Origin of the sequence: Pseudomonas sp. KUIN-1 (assembly GCF_009176725.1) — a bacterium.
Lineage (GTDB): Bacteria > Pseudomonadota > Gammaproteobacteria > Pseudomonadales > Pseudomonadaceae > Aquipseudomonas > Aquipseudomonas fragariae.
In genome coordinates, this window is the sequence record NZ_AP020337.1 from 2,329,284 (window position 1) to 2,347,137 (window position 17,854).

The window sequence follows — 17,854 nt, forward strand, 5'->3', positions numbered from 1 at the left end:
GAAAAGAACTTTTGCGGCAGTGGCTGCGGGTAAGGCATGAGATTGTTTTGGCTATCGTGCCGACGCTCCGCGTCGGCATGCCGTTCGTGACGCTCTGCGTCACAAATCTTTCAGTCTGGCGAGACGGTAGGCCTAACCAACTCTGGCGAAACGGCCTACGCTCACTTTAAAGTGTTCGGACATTAGCATCGCTTGCAGTCCCACAGTCATGAAGCAGTTGCCGGAAGGGGCTTTCGATGGGTAGAAAACTCGATGCGTGCCTGAGCGCGATCAATGAGGTGGTGCTGGGCAAGGAGGCGCAGGTACGCCTGGCGATGACGTGTCTGGTCGGCGGCGGGCATTTGTTGATCGAGGACTTGCCGGGGATGGGCAAGACTACCCTCAGTCATGCGCTGGCGAAAATTCTTGGTCTGAGTTATCAGCGCATTCAGTTCACCTCTGACCTGCTGCCAGGTGACATCCTGGGGACCTCGGTATTTGATCGGGACAGTGGGCAGTTCACCTTTCATCCGGGGCCGATTTTCGCTGAGCTGGTGCTCGCCGACGAGATCAACCGCGCCACGCCCAAGAGCCAGAGCGCGTTGCTGGAAGCGATGGAAGAAGGGCAGGTGTCGATCGAAGGCGCGACGCGTCTGTTGCCCGATCCATTCTTTGTGATCGCGACCCAGAACCCGTTCAGCTCCGGCGGCACTTTTGCCTTGCCCGAGTCGCAACTGGACAGGTTCATGATGCGCATTTCCATGGGCTACCCGGCTAGAGCAGCAGAGAAAGCCCTGCTGCTGGGCGAGTCGCGCCGCGAGCTGTTGCCGCGTCTGCAACCGATTCTGGATCACGCCCTGCTTGGCCAGCTTCAGGCGCAGGCGCGGCAGGTGCGTGCCAGTGACGCGCTGGTTGATTATGTCCTGCGACTGGTCGAGGCGACGCGCAGTCAGCCGCAGTTCGCCTACGGACTTTCACCCAGGGCGAGCCTGGCGGTTCTGGCCGCTGCACGGGCCTGGGCGATGTTGCTGGGGCGTGAGTATGTGATTCCCGAGGACGTGCAGGCGGTGCTGCCATCGGTGATCGGCCACCGGCTGCGTGAACGCAGCGATCCGACCGGACACGGCGGCGGTGCGCTGGTGCAGTGGCTGTTGCGCGAGGTGCCCGTGCTTTGATCGAACCGCTCAAACCGCTCTGGCAACGCTGGCTGTCGAGGCGAATTCCTCCAGCGTCACGCATCACCCTCGACCACCGGCGCATTTTCATCATGCCGACACGCACCGGCATGATTTACGCGTTAGTGCTGGTGCTCATGCTGCTGGTGGCGATCAATTACCAGAACAGTCTGGCCTACGGGTTGACCTTTCTATTGCTGTCGATAGGCGTGCTGGCCATCCTGCACACCTACCGCAACATCAGCGGTCTGGTTCTGAGTGCGGGCGTGGCGCGTTCGGTATTCGTCGGCGAACCGGTGCAATTGCGCCTGCGCCTGGAAAGTGCCGGTCAGGCTCACCATGCACTGGGGTTCGGCTGGAGCGCGACAGCGTTGCAGTCAGGCGACGTGCTGCCCCGTGGGCTGACCGACCTGGAGCTGACGCTACCCGCCGAAAAGCGTGGCTGGCTGCATGCACCAAGGCTGCGCATCGAGAGCGTGTTTCCGCTGGGCATCTTTCGTGCCTGGAGCTGGCTCGACCTGGAGCAGAGCGCCTTGATCTATCCTCGACCCTTGTCCGGGACCCTGCCGTTGCTCAAGGGCGTGCAGCCGCATGCCGAGGACGATGGTCATGCTACCCAGGGTGCCGGTGTCGATGATTATCAGGGCCTGCGCAGCTACCAGCCGGGTGACAATCGCAGTCGCCTGCACTGGAAGGCGTATTCACGCGGGCAGGGGCTGTTGATCAAGGACTTCACCGACCTCAGTGGCCATGACCTGTGCCTGGACTTCATGGCGCTGGGCGGGGATATCGAGGAGCGCCTGTCGCGCCTGTGTTATTGGGTGCTGGAGCTGTCGCAGCGGCACCAGCCGTTTGCCCTGCGGTTACCGGGCTTTCTGTCAGCGGTGGACAGCGGTGATGCACACCGCGAAGTCTGCCTGCGCGCCCTTGCGCTGTACGGCCATCGCCCATGAACGACAAGGTCAAGGCAGTTCCCGCCGCGCCCATTCCGCGTGTCAGCCTGACCTGGCTGCTGGTGGCGCAGGCACTGGTGGTGTTGCCGTTCGCGTTGCATGTCCCGGTGTCGATCATGATCCTCTGGCTGGGCTGCACGGTGTGGCGCGTTCAAGCGTTCCGCATGCGCGTGCGCTTGCCTGGCACCTGGGTCAAGTCCGGGCTGCTGGTGGGCACCGCCGGTGGCGTCTATCTGGCGCGCGGCAGCCTGGTCGGGCTGGATGCCGGGGCTGCGTTACTGGTGGCTGCATTCGTTCTGAAAATGCTGGAAATGAACAATCGCCGTGACGCGCGGGTGCTGATTTTCCTTGGCTTCTTCTGCGTGGCGGTCGGCTATCTGTTCGAAGATAACCTGCTGTGGGCGCTCTTCAGTCTGCTGCCGGTCAGCGCGCTGCTGGCTGCGTTGATCGGCCTGCAACACTCGGACCTGGCCGGCAGGTCGGCCGACACGCTCAAGCTGGCGTTCAAGCTGATGGCGCAGGCGCTGCCGTTGATGCTCCTGCTGTTTCTGTTCTTCCCGCGTCTGGACCCGCTCTGGTCGCTGCCGCAGCCGAGCAACAAAGGCGTCACCGGTCTGTCGGACAACATGGCACCCGGCGACATGGCGGAGCTGAGCAAATCGCCCGCGCTGGTGTTCCGCGCCAGTTTCGAAGGGCCGATCCCGGCGCGCAATCAGCTGTATTGGCGCGGTCTGACCCTTGAGCAGTTCGATGGGCGTCGCTGGTCGCAGTCGGCCCGCGCCCAGACCGTACAGATTGCGCAGTGGGAGAAACGCGGTGAGCCGCTGGCCTACAGCGTTGTCATGGAAGCCAGCGGCCGGCCCTGGCTGCCCAGCCTCGATGTGGCAGAAACCACGTTGCCGGACGTGCGGCAGATGAGCGACTTCCGCCTGCAGCGCAGACGCTCCGTCGAGCAGTCGCTGCTCTACGCCGTCAACTCATGGCCACAGAGCGTCCGTGATCCGCTGTCCAGCGAGCAGATCCAGCGTCAGGACCTGCAGTTGCCTGCCAAGGGCAATGATCAGGCGCGGCAATGGGCCGATGAACTGCGCCGCCGCTACACCACACCGGACGCCATGGTCGCGGCGCTGCTCGGTTACTTCAGCGATCAGCCGTTTCACTACACCCTCAAGCCGGTGCCATTGGGCAATGACAGCATCGATGAATTCCTGTTTGCCAGTCGTCAGGGGTTTTGCGCCCACTATGCCGGTGCCATGACCTTTGTCCTGCGCGCGGCAGGCATTCCGGCGCGCGTGGTGGCCGGGTATCAGGGCGGCGAACTGAACCCCGACGGGCAGTACCTGACTGTTCGCCAGTTCGACGCGCATGCCTGGGTGGAATACTGGCAGCCGGGCGTGGGCTGGCGCAGCGTCGACCCGACTGCAGCCGTGGCGCCGCAACGTATCGAGCAAGGTCTGGAGCAGGCGCTGGCGGCGGACGAAGCGTTTCTGCAGGACTCGCCCTATTCAGCGTTACGCTACCGCAACGTGCCTTGGGTCAACGCCCTGCGCCTCAGTTGGGATAACCTCAATTACGGCTGGCAGCGCTGGGTGCTGGGCTATCAGGGACAACAGCAGTTACAAATTCTCGGTCGCTGGTTTTCAGGCTTCCAGGCGCCGGTTTTTGTCCTGGGAAGCCTGTTTTCACTGGGCCTGGTCGCGTTATGGCTGTTCAAACCCTGGCAACGCGAAAGCGACTCGCAACTGCGCGTGTTCAACGCATTTGAACGCTTGCTCGCCCGCCATGGTCTGCGTCGTATGCCGGGTGAAGGCGCTGACGCATTCTGCCGCAGGGCGGTGCTCTACTTTCCGCAGCATGCCGAGGCCATTGAAGGTTTCATCCGCGAATTTCAAGCGCAGCGCTACGCTGGGCGGCTGGCTTCGGCAAGCCGCTTGAGGCAGGCACTGAGCACGCTGCGCCGTGGTTTGCCATGGAGGTTGTCAGCCGTCAGGGACAGGCATTCATGAATCAGTTTGTCGAAGGGGAATTGCATGTCTTCAATGGTGGATCATCTGGTCGCCGAAGTGCTGGCGCTGGATGTCAAATTGCTCGCGTGTCAGGCACGTCTTGCCGTTTCGACTGACAGCGAAGCGCTGCACGATTTACGTACCACGGTGCGCCGTCTGCGCAGCGTACTGCGGCCCCTGCGGGAAAAACCGAGTGCGGCAGAGCTGGAAGAGGCGGCCAGGGCGGTCGGCCAACTGACCACGCCGCTGCGTGACATGCAGGTGCTCGCCGGGTTTCTTGAAGAGCAGGGTTTGAACGAGGCTGCATTCACACGCAACCGTTACCTGGAAAGCGCCTGCCCAAAGGTCGCCAGCTCGCCCGAGTTGACCCGCCTGCTCAAGCTGATTGACCGGTTCCCGGAAATGCTGCGCCTGCAACAGCGCCAGGGCATGTTGCGTGGCTTGCGCAAGACCATCGAAAAGCGCATGGACAAGCAATGGCACAAGTTGCGTGTGGCCATCGCCGAGCCCGGTCATGACCGTCATGACCTGCGCCTGCTGATCAAGCGCGTACGTTACGCTGCCGAAGCCTATCCGCAACTCAGCCACCAGCCGAAAAACATGCAGGCGCGGCTCAAGTCCGCACAAGGCGAACTGGGCGACTGGCACGATCATCTGCAATGGCTGGCGCAGGCGGCAGAGCAACCGGATCTGGCTCCCTGCGTGCCGGGCTGGCAGATCGGCATAGTAGGCGCCGAGCGCAAGGCCGAAGCATCGCTCAAACGCTTGGCCAAAGCCTGTTTCTGATCCTGTGATTTGTCGAGAGGCAGGTCATTCAGGCCGCAAAAATGGCTATTATGCGGCCTGTCGTTAACTAAGAGGATGGTTATCATCCATCCACTTGTGTGTTGACGTGTGGAGTGAGCATGACCTTTTCTGAACTGATCGATGCGCTGCGTCGCGATCCGCGCTCTGTCACGATCCCTGCCGAATGGTCTCAAGGGCGTGCCTGCTTCGGCGGGCTGATGGCTGCGCTGACCTACGAAGCGATGCGTGCAGAGGTGCCGGAAGGGCGGCCGGTTCGTTCGTTGGCGATCACCTTTGTCGGGCCGGCCGCGCCCGGTGTGCCGATTGCTTTCGAGGTCGACACCCTGCGCCATGGCAAGGCAGTCAGTCAGGTGCTGGGACGCGCCATGCAGAACGGTCAGGTCATGACCCTGATACAAGGCAGCTTCGGTGCCCCTCGGGAATCGATGATCACCGTTGCCGCAGAGGCCGCGCCGGTCCTTAAACCGGTTGATCAATGTCCGGAGCTGCCGTTCGCCAGCGGCGTGATGCCTGATTACCTGCGCTTCATGGACATTCGCTGGGCGTTGGGCGGCATGCCATTCAGTAATACCCGATCACCGGCGATTGGCGGCTACGTGCGCTTTCGCGATACGCCGCACGCCACGCCCATGAGCGAAGCGCACATTCTGGCGCTGGTGGACACCTGGCCGCCTGCGGTACTGCCGCACCTGGACAAACCGGCCCCCGGCAGCTCACTGACCTGGACCATTGAGTTCGTCCAGCCCCAGCCGTCGCTCGATACCCTGCAGTGGTGCAGCTACCGCGCAGTCATCGAGCATGCCCGCGATGGCTATGGCCATACCGCCGCGGCATTGTGGAGCCCCGACGGCGAGCTGATCGCAATCAGCCGCCAGACGGTTACCGTATTTGGCTGACCGGCAACCGGATCAAGGTTTGCGAGCGGCCCGGGCGGCGTCCTGGCGCTGAAACCCCAGCGCCGCCACCAGGCCGATCACGCCGATGGCAACCGATGAAAGGCTTTCGGAAAACAGGCCGTTGAGGATCAGCAGGGCCGCCAGAATGAACAGCGGCACGGCGATCAGGTACAGAGCCAGACTGGCCGAGTGCTCCTGACTGTCGTTGCTGTCACGCCATTGATTCAACTGCAGATCGGAAAGTGGCTTGTTCATGATGCGGTCCTCTTCAGGCAACGCGTAAAGCGTCGTTCAATGCCTGAAGGATAGGCCCGCGCGCAGAGGGCTGACGAGTCAAGCCTGTCTATCGCGGCGATAGCCTGTTACAGCTTGAGCTGGCCAATGGCGGCATTCAGTTCGCCTGCCAGCGTAGCCAGCTCGTCACTGGTGCTGGCCGAGTCAACCGTCTGGATCACCGTGCGTTCGGTGACATCGCGGATACTCACCACCGCACGGTTCATCTCCTCGGCGACCTGGCTTTGCTGCTGGGCCGCCACGGCGATCTGCGTATTGCTTTCGCGCATCTGTGCCACGGCACCGGCAATCGCCGCCAGCGCATCACCCGCTTCCCGCGCCTGCTGCAGGCATTCTTCAGCCTTGTGCGAGCTTTCCTGCATGAAATCCACGGCATCGCGGGTGCCGCTTTGCAGGGTCGAGACCATCGTGGTGATTTCATCGGTGGAGGTCTGCACCCGCTTCGCCAGATTGCGTACCTCATCGGCGACCACGGCAAAACCCCGACCCATTTCCCCGGCGCGTGCGGCCTCGATGGCTGCGTTGAGGGCGAGCAGATTGGTTTGTTCGGCAATGCTGTGGATGACGTTGACCACGCCGTTGATCTTCTGGCTGTCTTCGGCCATGCGCTGGATCATTTCCGCCGTTTGCTGCACGCCGCTGGAAAGCCCCGCGATGGACACCTGCACACGGTCGACCACTACTTTGCCGCTGCCCGCCAGTGCGTCAGCCGTCTGCGACTGATCGCGGGTGGCTGTAGCGTGCTGGGCAATGTGATGGACCGTGGCCGTCATTTCGTTGATGGCCGTGGCCACCTGATCGGTTTCGCTTTGCTGACCGAGCATGCCTTGGCGCACCTCCTTCATGCCCGCCGCCAGATGCGCTGCGCCCTGATCGAGGCGCCCGGCAGTTTGCGAAACGGTGTTGACCACCCGCTGGTAACCGGCCTGCATGGCATTGAAGGCCTTGGCCATCTGCCCGACCTCATCGTCACTGCGGTTGGGAACACGGGCCGCCAGGTCGCCGCTTTTTTCGACGTGCAGCATCACGTCTTTGAGCGCGTTGAGCTGGCTGAGCAGAAAGCGAATCAGCAGCTGAGAGGCACAGAGCATCAATAACATCAGCACAAAAACCGCCATCGCGTAGTGCGTGAAGCGATCCAGCAGGATGTGCATGAAGGTCGGGGTGAATGCCAGTAGCGCAATCCGTTGCTCGGCGCCGCGAGTGATGATTTGCGCACCGCTCAGCCATCGATCGCCGACGGGTTTGTCCAGCGCCACCCAGTCGCGGGCGTCAGCCAGTTCCGGCAGCGTAAGACTATCGAAAACCGGTGTCTGACCCTGGCGGTAAGTCAGTATTGTATCGCTGGAGGGCAGTGCTGCGTCGACGGGCCAGGCGGCCAGCAGGCGCGCCTGCGCTTGTGCTACCTGACGCGACACATCGGTCCGCGCTTGTTGCTCTGTCTGCATGGCGTACAGCACCAGCAACAGGGTGGTGACGAAAGCGACCGCGTTGACGGCCCAGAACTTGTATTTCAGTGACAGGTTGCCAAGCCATGAGGCCATGAGGGGTCTTCTTCGGTAATCGGTTGAAGTAGCAGCAAGATGCCATCACTGTGCCTCAACCACCGAAGAGCCCTTTGATACGGGTCAACAAAGCCGCAGATTTTAATCTTCTGTGGATTTTTTCAGCGTCGGCAAAGCAAAAAACTGCCGTGCGCAATCCGTGCTGTGGCGTGCGAGGTCTTCCTGCGTTTCGCCCCGATGCAAGGCTACTTCGCGCAAGACTTCCGGCAGGTAAGCCGGCTCGTTGCGACCGTTTTTCGGCTTGGGGCGCAGGCTGCGTGGCAGCAGGTAGGGCGCATCGCTTTCCAGCATCAGCCGGCCGCGAGGGATATTGCCCACCAGCGCGTGCAGGTGGGTGCCGCGTCGTTCGTCGCAGATCCAGCCGGTGATGCCGATATGCAGGTCAAGGTCCAGGTAACTGAACAGCGCGGCGCGCTCGCCGGTGAAACAGTGCACAACCGCCGCGGGCAGGCGGTCGCGGTAATCGCGCAAAATTTCCAGCAGCCGCTGGTTGGCATCGCGTTCGTGGAGGAACACCGGTAATTGCAGTTCCACGGCCATGGCCAGGTGCGCCTCCAGGACCTTTTCCTGTTTGGGGCGAGGCGAGAAATCGCGATTGTAATCCAGGCCGCATTCACCCACGGCGCGAACGCGATTTTCCTTGAGCAGGGCATGCAACTGTTTCTCGGTGTCACCGGTCCAATCGCTCGCCGAATGCGGGTGGATACCTGCCGTGCAGAACAGGCGTTGCGCGCTTTCATCCAGCTCGTGACACAGCTGCAGGGCGTGTTCGCTGCCCTCGACACTGGTGCCGGTCACCACCAGTTGTTCGACGCCTGCGGCATAGGCGCGGTCGAGTACCGCCTGTCGCTGCGAGGCGAAGCTTGCGTTGGTCAGATTGACGCCGATGTCGATGAGTTGCATGGTGCTACCTCCAGCTGAAGGCTGCCGAGCATACCAGAGCTCTGGCCACAACAAGAAAACGCTGGGTATTCAAGCGATTGAACCTCAAGGTTCAACGATTTCCTTCGCTGTTCGATGCTGCTGCGTGACCTCAAGATTTCCTTTTTCCTGTTTCTTTCCGGCATTGCCCTGGGGAAGTGAATGATCCGATCCGCGCTTGTGTCTTTGATCTGCCTGTTACCGCTGCTGCCCTTGCAGGTTTCTGCTCGGCAGACCGGTCCCGAGGTCGTGCAGCACACGGTGCAGGTGCGCGATTTGCCGGCGATTCGCAGCAGCAAGGTGCTGCGCGTGCTGGTCAATCAGAGCCGTAACAGCTCCGGCGACGTCAAGGGGCAGGAAATCGGCGTCGAATACCATCGTCTGCAAGCTTTCGAGCAGTACCTCAACAGCCATTCCCGTGCCGGGCAGAAGGTCACGATCAAGGTCATCCCCAAGGCCAAGAACCAGCTGCTGACGGCCTTGCAGCGCGGAGAAGGCGACATGATCGCGCCCGGCGAGCTGCTCGATGTCAGCGACGCCAAGGGCATTCAGGCCAGCGCACCGATCGTGCACGACGTGCCTCTGGTGCTGGTCGGCGTTCGTGGTCAGCGCAGTGTGCGCCGTGTGGATCAATTGTCCGGAAAGACCCTGAGCCTGCCCACCGGCAGTGCCGCCGATGAAGCCCTGCATCAGGTCAATCGACAACTGGAGCTGCGCAAGCTGCCCCTGGCGAAAATCGAATGGGTCGACCCCAGTCTGGCTGTCGAGGATGTGCTGGAAATGGTTCAGGCCGGGATTTACCCGATGACGCTGGTCGAGCAGCCGATTGCCGAGCGCTGGGCGAGGATCATGCCCAAACTGCGCATCGAACGCGGCCTGACCTTGCAGACCCACGGGGACATCAGCTGGTTCGTTCGTGACAATGCCACCCAGCTGCGGGCCAGTGTCGACGATTTCCTTAAAGACTATAAGCCGTCGGCCCAGCAGGATCAGGTGTTCGCCAACGCGTACAAGAACACCTACAAGGTCAACAACCCGTTGGTGCGCAACAACCTGCAGCGTCTGGAACAACTGCGTCCGATGTTGCAACGCCATGCCGATGCACAGGGCATGGACTGGCTTGATCTGGCAGCCCTCGCGTTCAAGGAATCCAAGCTAGACCCGTCTGCCAAGGGCAGTGGCGGCGCGACAGGGCTGTTGCAGATCACGCCGTCGGCAGCAAAAAGCGTTGGCGTGCCGAGCATCCAGAGCGCTGACGACAACATCCGTGCCGGGTCGCGCTACATGGCGCTGATCCAGCGCAAGTATTTCTCCAGTAACCGGGTCAACGAACGCGAGCGCATGGCATTCGTGATGGCCGCCTATAACCTGGGGCCTGAGCGCGTGCAGGGCATGCGCGAGGAAGCGCGGCGTCGCGGGCTGAACCCGAACCAGTGGTTCTTCCAGACCGAGCGTGTGGCGATGGAACAGGGCGGTGCCAATGTCGTGGCGTTCGTGAACAGCGTCAACAAGTACTACCTGGCCTTCGACCGCGAGCGTGACTCGCTGGAAAAGAGCGGGCCCAAACCTGCGGTAAAACGCTAAAGATCGATTTATTCGATTTGTATGCGCCGTTATTTGCGGTTTTTACATGAGTGAATTTGATTATCATGGCGCCACTCGCTGTTAATCACCCATCACTCACGGAAAGTCTCGCATGAACACATTGATCAAGTCGGTCCTCACCACTCGCGCCGGTTACGGCCTGACTGTCCTGCGCGTCATCGTCGGTATCGCGTTCATCGCGCACGGCAGCCAGAAACTGTTCGGCGCCTTCGGTGGTTATGGCCTCGAAGGCACTGCGCAGTACATGGAAAGCCTGGGCCTGACGCCGGGTTACCTGATGGCGCTGATGTCGGGCAGCGCCGAATTCTTTGGCGGCCTGGGCCTGCTGCTGGGATTGCTGGCTCGTCCTGCTGCGGTCGTGGTGATCCTGTTGTTGCTGGTGGCGATCTTCACCGTGCATATCCACAACGGCTTCTTCATGGCCAACAACGGCTACGAGTACGCGCTGGCACTGCTCGGCGGTGCCGTGGCAGTACTCATCGAAGGTGCAGGCAAGTTGTCGCTGGACCGTATCATCGGCCGATAACCGGCTACGCTTGCTGTGCAAGGCCCGCTCTTGTAACGGGCCTTGTGCGTTTGCAGGCTCCTGCCATGAATGGCAATTGACAATGAATGGGACGTTTCTCTAGGATGCGTGCTCAAGCGCCGATTTAACAACTACTTGCGGGGCGCCTGGCAAGGCTGAAGTCTTGTCGAAATACCGCTAAAACGTTGGTTCGGTGTTGCCTCTCACCGCTGCCCAGCGGATCTTGCGAGGCAGAGAAACCACCATGAACAACCTGCGCCCCCTCATTCGTCTTTCCCCGATCAGCACGGTCTTGTCACGCAAGAATCCGAAAATCCTCCTCAGTGGCTCCCATCAGCCCACGCTGTTGCGCTATCTCGATGGCTGGCCACGTCGGCGTGGCGGTTCCTGTGCGTTTCTGATTCAGTTTGCCGAGACCCACCAGTCGCTGAGCCATTTTGCTGACGATCAATTCGACCTCGCCGTGGTGCAATCGCCGCAGGCAGACGATGTCGGGCAGGTGATTCGAGACCTGACCCGCATCGCCCGGCAGGGCCTGATCACGCTGGGTTGAATCGCCTGATTCAGCCAATTGGCAGAGAAGGCATATTGCTGGCCCCCGATGCGCGAACGGACAGGCAAAATCGCCGCCTTATCAAAGGATTAGGTGGTTTTCGCATGCGTTTGGTCTATTGTGCTCTGGCGTGCCTGACGCTTTCCGGGCTGGCTTTTTCCGTTCAGGCCAGAAACGCCACGGAAAACGAGCGTTACCTGTGTCGTTGGGGCTCGGCCATTGCTGGCGGTGCGCAGGCCTCCAAGCTGTCAGGCGTGACTCGCTATGGCGCGCGGCAGAAGCTGCAGGCGCGCAAGTTTGCCAAACAATGGATGCGGCCCATGGCATTGCGTATCACGGAGCAGACTTACGACAGCGAGTCGCGGCTCAAGCCTGATGCGGTGACCAAGGTCTATTACGACGGCTGCATCCAGCATGAGGTGGCGCGACGTTGAGTCTTTATTGCCTGTCGAACTGATTTTTTCAGGGCCGGAGAAACCTCTTGAGTACAAAGATCATCACCCGTGACGGGCATGAAGCCCTGAAGAAAGAGCTCGACTACCTGTGGCGAGAGCACCGGCCGGACATTACGCAAAAGGTCGCCTGGGCGGCATCGCTCGGGGATCGCAGCGAGAACGCCGATTACCAGTACAACAAGAAGCTGCTGCGCGAGATCGACCGACGCGTGCGCTACCTGCGCAAGCGCCTCGAAGACATGCGTGTCGTGCAGTATTCGCCGGAGCAGGAAGGGCGGGTGTTCTTCGGTGCCTGGGTCGAGATCGAGAACGAAGCGGGCGATCTCAAGAAGTTTCGCATTGTCGGCTATGACGAAATCTATGGGCGCAACGACTACATCTCCATCGACTCGCCCATGGCTCGCGCCTTGCTGAAGAAGGAAGTCGGCGACGAGGTGCTGGTCAATACGCCTGAAGGCGAGAAACTCTGGTTCGTGAATTCGATTGATTACGAGAAGTGAGGCCGGACGCAGAGCGTCCGGAATTGCATTCTCACGCGGAGCGCTGATCGCTATACACAACTAGCTCGCTCCCACTGGATTTGTGAGTAGCCTCAACCCTCGCGCAGCACGGTCAGCGGGCTGACGTTCAGTGCGCGGCGGGTGCCGAATACACCGGCACCACCGACCAGCAGGGCGCCGATCACCGGGAGCAGCAGTAGCCACGGATGCGGTTGCCATTCCAGCGAAAAGGCGTAGCGGTACAGCACGAAGCTCACCAGCTCACAACCCAGTGCCGCCAGCACACCGCTCGCGGCCCCCAGCAAACCGAATTCGATACGTCGCGACTTGATCAGCAGCGCTCGCTCTGCGCCCAGTGCGCGCAGCAGTGCGCCTTGCCGTATGCGTTCGTCCAGCGTGGCCTGCAATCCGGAAAACAGCACGGCGATACCTGCGGCCAGCACGAACAGCAGGACGAACTGCACAGCCAGGGTGACCTGATCAAGAATGCTGCGTACCTGTGCCAGCAGGGCCTCTACCCCCAGAATGCTGATGGACGGGTAGGCGCGCGACAGCTCGACGATCTGCTTGTCCTGGCCGGGTGGCAGGTAAAAGCTGGTCAGGTAAGTGGTCGGCAAGTCGGCGAGGGTGCCGGGTTGGAAAATCATGAAGAAGTTGGGCTGGAAGGTATCCCAGTTCACGTTCCTGAGGCTGGTGACCACGGCTTCGCGGGTCAGTCCACCGACAATGAAGCTCAGGCGGTCGCCCAGTCTGATTTTCAGGCTGTCGGCCAGTTTGGCCTCGATCGAGACACCGGGCGTCGCGTCGCTCTGCGCGGACGCAGGCAACGCTTTCCACCAACTGCCCGCAGTCAGGGTATTGCCCTCGGGAAGCTCGGCGGCCCAGGTCAGGCTCAGGTCGCGACGCGTGGCATTTTCACCGCGCGAATCCTTGGTCACGAAGTTGCTGACCGGTTCACCGTTGATGCTGGTCAGGCGTCCAGGCACCACCGGGTAAAGGGGCGCCGCGTGAGTGGACAGCTTGCCCAGGGTCTGGGCGAAGTTTTCTTTATCGGCCGGCAGTACGTTGAGCACGAAGTAGTTCGGTGCATCCTTGGGCAATTGATTTTGCCAGGTGTCGAGCAGCTCACCGCGCAGCAGCGCGATCAAGCCCATCGACAACAGGATCAGGCCGAAAGCCAGTGATTGGCCGGCAGCGGCCAGCGGGTAACGCAGCAGTTGTCCCAAACCCAGCCGCCAGGGCAGCGAGGCGCCGGAGAGCAGGCGGCGCAGGCTGTTGAGCGCCAGCAGCAACAGACTGCCGAGCAGCAGCGCGGCGACGATACCACCACCCAGCAGGGCGAAGGTCAGGACCAGGTCCAGGCTCAGGCGCCACATGATCAGGCCCAGCGCGAGCAGCGCTGCGCCATACACTAACCAGGAGCTGGCGGGGATTGGCAACATGTCGCGGCGCAGTACACGCAGCGGCGGCACGCGACCCAGTGCAGCCAGCGGCGGCAGGGCGAAACCGGCCAGCGCTACCAGCCCGGTGCCCATGCCTGCCAGCGCAGGCAGTACGCCCCCCGGCGGAACGGTCGCCGGGAGCAGATTTTGCAGCAGCGCGAACAGTCCGAGTTGTGCAAGCCAGCCCAGCAAGGCACCGCTCAGGCTGGCCAGCAAGCCGATGATCGCCAGTTGCAGGCTGAACAGGGTCATCGCCTCACCGCGCGACAGCCCCAGGCAGCGCAGCAGGGCGCTGGCATCGAAGCGCCGTGCGGCGAATCGGGATGCCGACAGTGCGACAGCAACGCCCGCCAGCAAGACGGCGACCAGACTGGCCATATTCAAATAACGTTCGGCCTTGCCCAGTGCGCCGCCAATCTGCTGGCTGCCATCGCGGGCGTCCTTGATTTCCTGGTGCGGCTCAAGACCCGGCTCAATGGCTTTGCGATAGGCCGCCAGTGCTTCCGGCGGGCCGCTCCACATCTCCCGATAGGTGACCCGGCTGCCCGGCTGCACCACGCCGGTGGCAGCGAGGTCCTGCAGGTTGATCATCACGCGCGGGGTCAGGCTGTAGAAGTTGCCTGCCCGGTCTGGCTCGTAAGTCAGTATGCGGGTCAGTTTCAAGGTTTTGGAGCCGACGTCGAGGTCGTCTCCGACCTTCAGGGCGACGGCGGGAAGCAGGCGTGCCTCGACCCAGGCTTCACCCGGATGCGGACCGCTGCCGGCCTGTTCCGGTTGGTACAGGTCTGCGGCGCTTTTCAGTTCGCCGCGCAATGGGTAAGCGTCGTCCACTGCCTTGATGCTCGACAGCTGGATACCTGCGTCGGTGGCAATCACACTGGAAAAGACCACGATCTGCGCATGCTTGAGTTGCAGGCGTTTGCCTGCTTCGACCTGCTCGGCCCGCGCCGGGCTCGAGCCTTCGAGGATCAGATCGGCACCCAGGAACTCGGTCGCCCGCAGCAGCATCGCGCCGTTCAGACGGGCGCCGAAATAACCGATGGCGGTGCTCGCCGCCACGGCGACCAGAAGGGCGAAGAACAACACCCGCAACTCTCCTGCGCGGGCATCACGCATCAGTTGGCGGACAGCGAGGCTCAGCAGGCGGGCAAAAGGCAAACGTGCCATCAAGGCTCCAGCGGGGCGACCAGTCGGCCCCCTTCAAGGCGGATCAGGCGACGGCAGCGGTGCGCCAGACGCTCATCGTGAGTGACCAGCACCAGCGTGGTGTTGCGCTCCTTGTTCAGTTCGAAGAGCAGGTCGCTGATGCGTTCGCCGGTGTGGCTGTCGAGGTTGCCGGTGGGTTCGTCGGCGAACAGCACGTCGGGGTCGGCGGCGAAGGCGCGGGCAATGGCGACCCGCTGCTGTTCGCCACCCGACAACTGACGCGGCGTGTGGGTCAGGCGCTGGCCAAGGCCCACCCGTTCCAGCAGGTCACGGGCTTTTTCGCGGGCGTCTTTGCGGCCTTCGAGCTCCATCGGCAGCATGACGTTTTCCAGCGCGTTCAGGCTGTCGAGCAACTGGAACGACTGAAACACGAACCCGACGTGCTCGGCACGCACTCTGGCGCGCTGGTCTTCATCCAGTTCGCTGAGGTTGCGGCCCGAAAGGATGACCGAACCGGCGCTGGGCAGGTCCAGCCCGGCCAGCAAACCGAGCAGGGTGGATTTGCCCGAACCGGAGGCACCGACGATGGCCAGCGTGTCGCCCTTGTTTAGTTCCAGGGAGAGTTCGTGCAGGATGGTCAGGTCACCTTCGGTGCTGGGGACTACTTTGCTGAGGCTTTGGGCACTGAGAATACTTTCACTCATGGAGAATCCGATGCGTGCGTTGTTTTTAAGTGCTGGCCTGGGGTTACTGCTGCTGTCACAGGGCGCGTTGGCGGGCACGGTATTGATCGTTGGAGATAGTATCAGTGCGGCTTTCGGGCTGGATACCCGCGTGGGGTGGGTCAGTTTGCTGGAACAGCGTCTGAGCAAGGAGGGATTCGACGACAAGGTGGTCAATGCGTCGATCAGTGGCGACACCAGTGCAGGCGGCCAGGCGCGTTTGCCTGCGCTGCTTGCAGAGCATAAGCCGGAGCTGGTTATTCTGGAATTGGGCGGCAACGACGGCCTGCGCGGCCAGCAGCCTGCTCAATTGCAACAAAACCTTTCATCGATGATCGACCGCTCGCAGGCGGCAGGTGCCAAAGTACTGTTGCTGGGCATGCGCATCCCGCCCAACTACGGGCCACGCTATACCAAGGCCTTTGAAGAGGTTTACAGCAACCTGGCCCAGGAAAAAAAGGTCCCCTTCGTGCCATTCTTTCTGGAAGGTGTAGGCGGGGTGCCCGAGCTGATGCAGGCCGATGGTCTGCATCCGGCGGCGGCCGCTCAGGGCAAGTTGCTGGAAAATGTCTGGCCGAGCCTGAAACCGCTGCTTTGAGGCTTTCCCGGGCGGGGGCTTTCGGCTAATGTGGCGCCCCCGATCTGGAGCCCCCCATGCCGCGTCCCGCCTGGTCCCTGTATGCCTATCAAATGCTTGAACCCGATGAGCAGCTGGATCTGTTCGCCTGTCAGGAAGTGCGCGTCCATCTGATCGCTCGCCAATTGGAGCTGGGCGGCTCGATCGACCGTACATTGTGCGGCACGTTATTGCCGGCCCAGCCGCAAATGCGCGCCGTCGAACTGCAGGCCATGCGTGATGAGCGTCTGTGCCCCTTGTGCAAGGCCATCATGGACGCGCAGCGCAGGGGGATGAATCCGATCTGGCCTGAACTCTAGCTGTCATGACTGCCGGAAGGTCGGCCGCAGATATCCCCGATCCGGCAAGGGCCGGTGTACACTTCAGTTCTTGTTTCCATCTCTTTAGTCGTTACCCGAAGGATCTCCCGGATGTTGTCGCGCATTCCAGCCGTTACCCGCTGTCTGTCGCTTGCTGCTCTGTGCGCGGCGAGCTCTGTCCATGCACTGGAGTTTCCGTTGCCGCCGCCCGGCGAAGACATCGTGGGGCAGGTGCAGGTCATCAAGGCCAAATACGAAGACACCTTCGCCGATCTGGGCACCCAATACGATCTGGGCTATCTGGAAATGATCGCTGCCAACCCTGGCGTCGATCCCTGGTTGCCGGGGGCGGGCAAGGACATCGTGCTGCCGACCCGCTTCATTCTGCCGCCGGGTCCGCGCGAAGGGATCGTCATCAACCTTGCCGAATACCGCATGTATTACTACCCCAAGGGGCAGAATGTCGTGCACACCTATCCACTGGGTGTCGGTCGTGAAGGCTGGGGGTCGCCGATCGGCGTGACCAAGGTGACGGCCAAGACGCCGAACCCGACCTGGACACCGCCGGCCTCGATCAAGGCCGAGCATGCGGCCGATGGCGATCCGCTGCCTGACGTGGTGCCGGCCGGTCCGGACAACCCGCTGGGGCCGTTCAAATTCGGCCTGGGGCTTTCCGGCTACCTGATCCACGGCTCGAACAAGAAGTTCGGTATTGGCATGCGCACCAGCCACGGCTGTTTCCGCATGTACAACAATAACGTGCTGGAACTGGCCGACATGGCCCCGGTCGGCACGACCGTGCGCATCATCAGCGAGCCCTACAAGTTCGGCATCAGTGGCGGCAAGGTTTACCTGGAAGCGCACACGCCGGTTGATGACCTGGGCAACCCGTCGGTGGTCGACAAGCACACGGCGGTGATCAACGCGCTGCTCAAGCGTGACGACCTGGCCAACAATCTGCGCATGAACTGGGACGTGGTACGTGATGTGGTCGCGGCCGAAGACGGCATGCCGGTGGAGATCGCAGAACCGGGCAAAGCGCCTGCGAGTGCTGAAGAGCCGGTGATTTTTCAGTAAATCGTCGCCAGCAATTGTTCTCGTGCCAATGCTCCGCGTTGGCATGCGGTTCGTGACGCTCCGCGTCACAAGTCTTCAGCTCAACACACCGTCATGCCGCGCCCGCAGGAGGCCGCCATACGCGCTTTTCGATCACGATGGCACAGACGACGCAGAGTGCGACGTAAGTGACGGCTGAGTCCTGGCGCTGATCCGGGGGTAGCCTGGCAGGACGCCAGGCTAGCCGCACCGGACCATGGATGGTCCGTTGCGGCGACCCCCGGATCAGTGACAGGGCGAAGGAACCCGACGAAGTC

Annotated in this window: 18 protein-coding genes; 13 read left to right on the forward strand and 5 right to left on the reverse strand. The window is 61.8% G+C overall.

Going from position 1 to position 17,854, the window contains the following annotated elements; all coding sequences use genetic code 11:
* The first annotated feature begins 236 nt into the window (after positions 1 to 236).
* The 5 genes from KUIN1_RS10755 to KUIN1_RS10775 all read left to right on the forward strand — a co-directional run bounded on the left by KUIN1_RS10755 (position 237) and on the right by KUIN1_RS10775 (position 5,816).
* Positions 237 to 1,154 carry an AAA family ATPase gene (locus KUIN1_RS10755; protein WP_011267404.1) on the forward strand — a complete coding sequence of 306 codons (918 nt, stop codon included), beginning with the start codon at positions 237 to 239 and terminating at the stop codon, positions 1,152 to 1,154.
* Positions 1,124 to 2,107, forward strand: a complete 984-nt coding sequence (locus KUIN1_RS10760; RefSeq protein ID WP_116887074.1) for a DUF58 domain-containing protein — start codon at positions 1,124 to 1,126, stop codon at positions 2,105 to 2,107. Before KUIN1_RS10755 ends, KUIN1_RS10760 begins: the two co-directional genes overlap by 31 nt.
* On the forward strand, positions 2,104 to 4,113 hold the full coding sequence (locus KUIN1_RS10765) for a transglutaminase TgpA family protein (RefSeq protein WP_116887073.1): 2,010 nt from the start codon (positions 2,104 to 2,106) through the stop codon (positions 4,111 to 4,113). The genes KUIN1_RS10760 and KUIN1_RS10765 overlap by 4 nt, the downstream gene beginning before the upstream one ends.
* A 24-nt stretch (positions 4,114 to 4,137) precedes the next feature.
* Entirely contained in the window at positions 4,138 to 4,899 is a 762-nt protein-coding gene (locus KUIN1_RS10770) for a CHAD domain-containing protein (protein WP_116887072.1), read from the forward strand.
* A gap of 119 nt (positions 4,900 to 5,018) precedes the next feature.
* Positions 5,019 to 5,816: an acyl-CoA thioesterase gene (locus tag KUIN1_RS10775; RefSeq protein WP_024652795.1), complete on the forward strand. Its 798-nt coding sequence runs from the start codon at positions 5,019 to 5,021 to the stop codon at positions 5,814 to 5,816.
* Positions 5,817 to 5,828: 12 nt separating this feature from the next.
* Here KUIN1_RS10775 and KUIN1_RS10780 read toward each other — a convergent pair whose 3' ends face one another.
* The 3 genes from KUIN1_RS10780 to KUIN1_RS10790 form a co-directional block, all read right to left on the reverse strand.
* Positions 5,829 to 6,071: a hypothetical protein gene (locus tag KUIN1_RS10780; protein WP_011267409.1), complete on the reverse strand. Its 243-nt coding sequence runs from the start codon at positions 6,069 to 6,071 to the stop codon at positions 5,829 to 5,831.
* Between the two features lie 107 nt (positions 6,072 to 6,178).
* A complete protein-coding gene (locus KUIN1_RS10785) occupies positions 6,179 to 7,654 on the reverse strand; it encodes a methyl-accepting chemotaxis protein (protein WP_152091979.1) in 1,476 nt (491 codons plus the stop codon).
* Between the two features lie 102 nt (positions 7,655 to 7,756).
* Positions 7,757 to 8,578 carry a TatD family hydrolase gene (locus tag KUIN1_RS10790; protein ID WP_011267411.1) on the reverse strand — a complete coding sequence of 274 codons (822 nt, stop codon included), beginning with the start codon at positions 8,576 to 8,578 and terminating at the stop codon, positions 7,757 to 7,759.
* Between the two features lie 180 nt (positions 8,579 to 8,758).
* Here KUIN1_RS10790 and KUIN1_RS10795 point away from each other — a divergent pair, with 180 nt between their 5' ends.
* From KUIN1_RS10795 to greB, 5 genes are all read left to right on the forward strand, one after another.
* Positions 8,759 to 10,180: a transglycosylase SLT domain-containing protein gene (locus KUIN1_RS10795; protein ID WP_058399429.1), complete on the forward strand. Its 1,422-nt coding sequence runs from the start codon at positions 8,759 to 8,761 to the stop codon at positions 10,178 to 10,180.
* 112 nt (positions 10,181 to 10,292) lie between these two features.
* Positions 10,293 to 10,727: a DoxX family protein gene (locus KUIN1_RS10800; protein ID WP_003406787.1), complete on the forward strand. Its 435-nt coding sequence runs from the start codon at positions 10,293 to 10,295 to the stop codon at positions 10,725 to 10,727.
* 244 nt (positions 10,728 to 10,971) lie between these two features.
* A complete protein-coding gene (locus tag KUIN1_RS10805; protein WP_003406785.1) occupies positions 10,972 to 11,280 on the forward strand; it encodes a hypothetical protein in 309 nt (102 codons plus the stop codon).
* A gap of 104 nt (positions 11,281 to 11,384) precedes the next feature.
* The gene (locus KUIN1_RS10810; RefSeq protein WP_003316621.1) at positions 11,385 to 11,714 is read left to right on the forward strand and encodes a hypothetical protein; all 330 of its coding nucleotides are present in this window, start codon (positions 11,385 to 11,387) and stop codon (positions 11,712 to 11,714) included.
* A 47-nt stretch (positions 11,715 to 11,761) separates the two neighbouring features.
* Positions 11,762 to 12,235: a transcription elongation factor GreB gene (greB, locus tag KUIN1_RS10815; RefSeq protein WP_003316622.1), complete on the forward strand. Its 474-nt coding sequence runs from the start codon at positions 11,762 to 11,764 to the stop codon at positions 12,233 to 12,235.
* 92 nt (positions 12,236 to 12,327) lie between these two features.
* Here greB and KUIN1_RS10820 read toward each other — a convergent pair whose 3' ends face one another.
* A complete protein-coding gene (locus KUIN1_RS10820) occupies positions 12,328 to 14,844 on the reverse strand; it encodes an ABC transporter permease (protein ID WP_116887070.1) in 2,517 nt (838 codons plus the stop codon).
* Positions 14,844 to 15,527, reverse strand: a complete 684-nt coding sequence (locus tag KUIN1_RS10825; protein ID WP_003406778.1) for an ABC transporter ATP-binding protein — start codon at positions 15,525 to 15,527, stop codon at positions 14,844 to 14,846. Before KUIN1_RS10825 ends, KUIN1_RS10820 begins: the two co-directional genes overlap by 1 nt.
* 10 nt (positions 15,528 to 15,537) lie before the next feature.
* On the opposite strand from KUIN1_RS10825, the gene KUIN1_RS10830 reads away from it, so the two are divergent.
* From KUIN1_RS10830 to KUIN1_RS10840, 3 genes are all read left to right on the forward strand, one after another.
* Positions 15,538 to 16,143, forward strand: coding sequence for an arylesterase (locus KUIN1_RS10830; protein WP_003406776.1), 606 nt, complete (start codon positions 15,538 to 15,540; stop codon positions 16,141 to 16,143).
* A gap of 56 nt (positions 16,144 to 16,199) precedes the next feature.
* Positions 16,200 to 16,481 carry a hypothetical protein gene (locus KUIN1_RS10835; protein ID WP_003315714.1) on the forward strand — a complete coding sequence of 94 codons (282 nt, stop codon included), beginning with the start codon at positions 16,200 to 16,202 and terminating at the stop codon, positions 16,479 to 16,481.
* A gap of 111 nt (positions 16,482 to 16,592) precedes the next feature.
* Positions 16,593 to 17,558 (forward strand): L,D-transpeptidase family protein, encoded by a 966-nt coding sequence (locus KUIN1_RS10840; RefSeq protein ID WP_044323451.1) that lies wholly within the window; start codon positions 16,593 to 16,595, stop codon positions 17,556 to 17,558.
* The last annotated feature ends 296 nt before the right edge of the window (positions 17,559 to 17,854 follow it).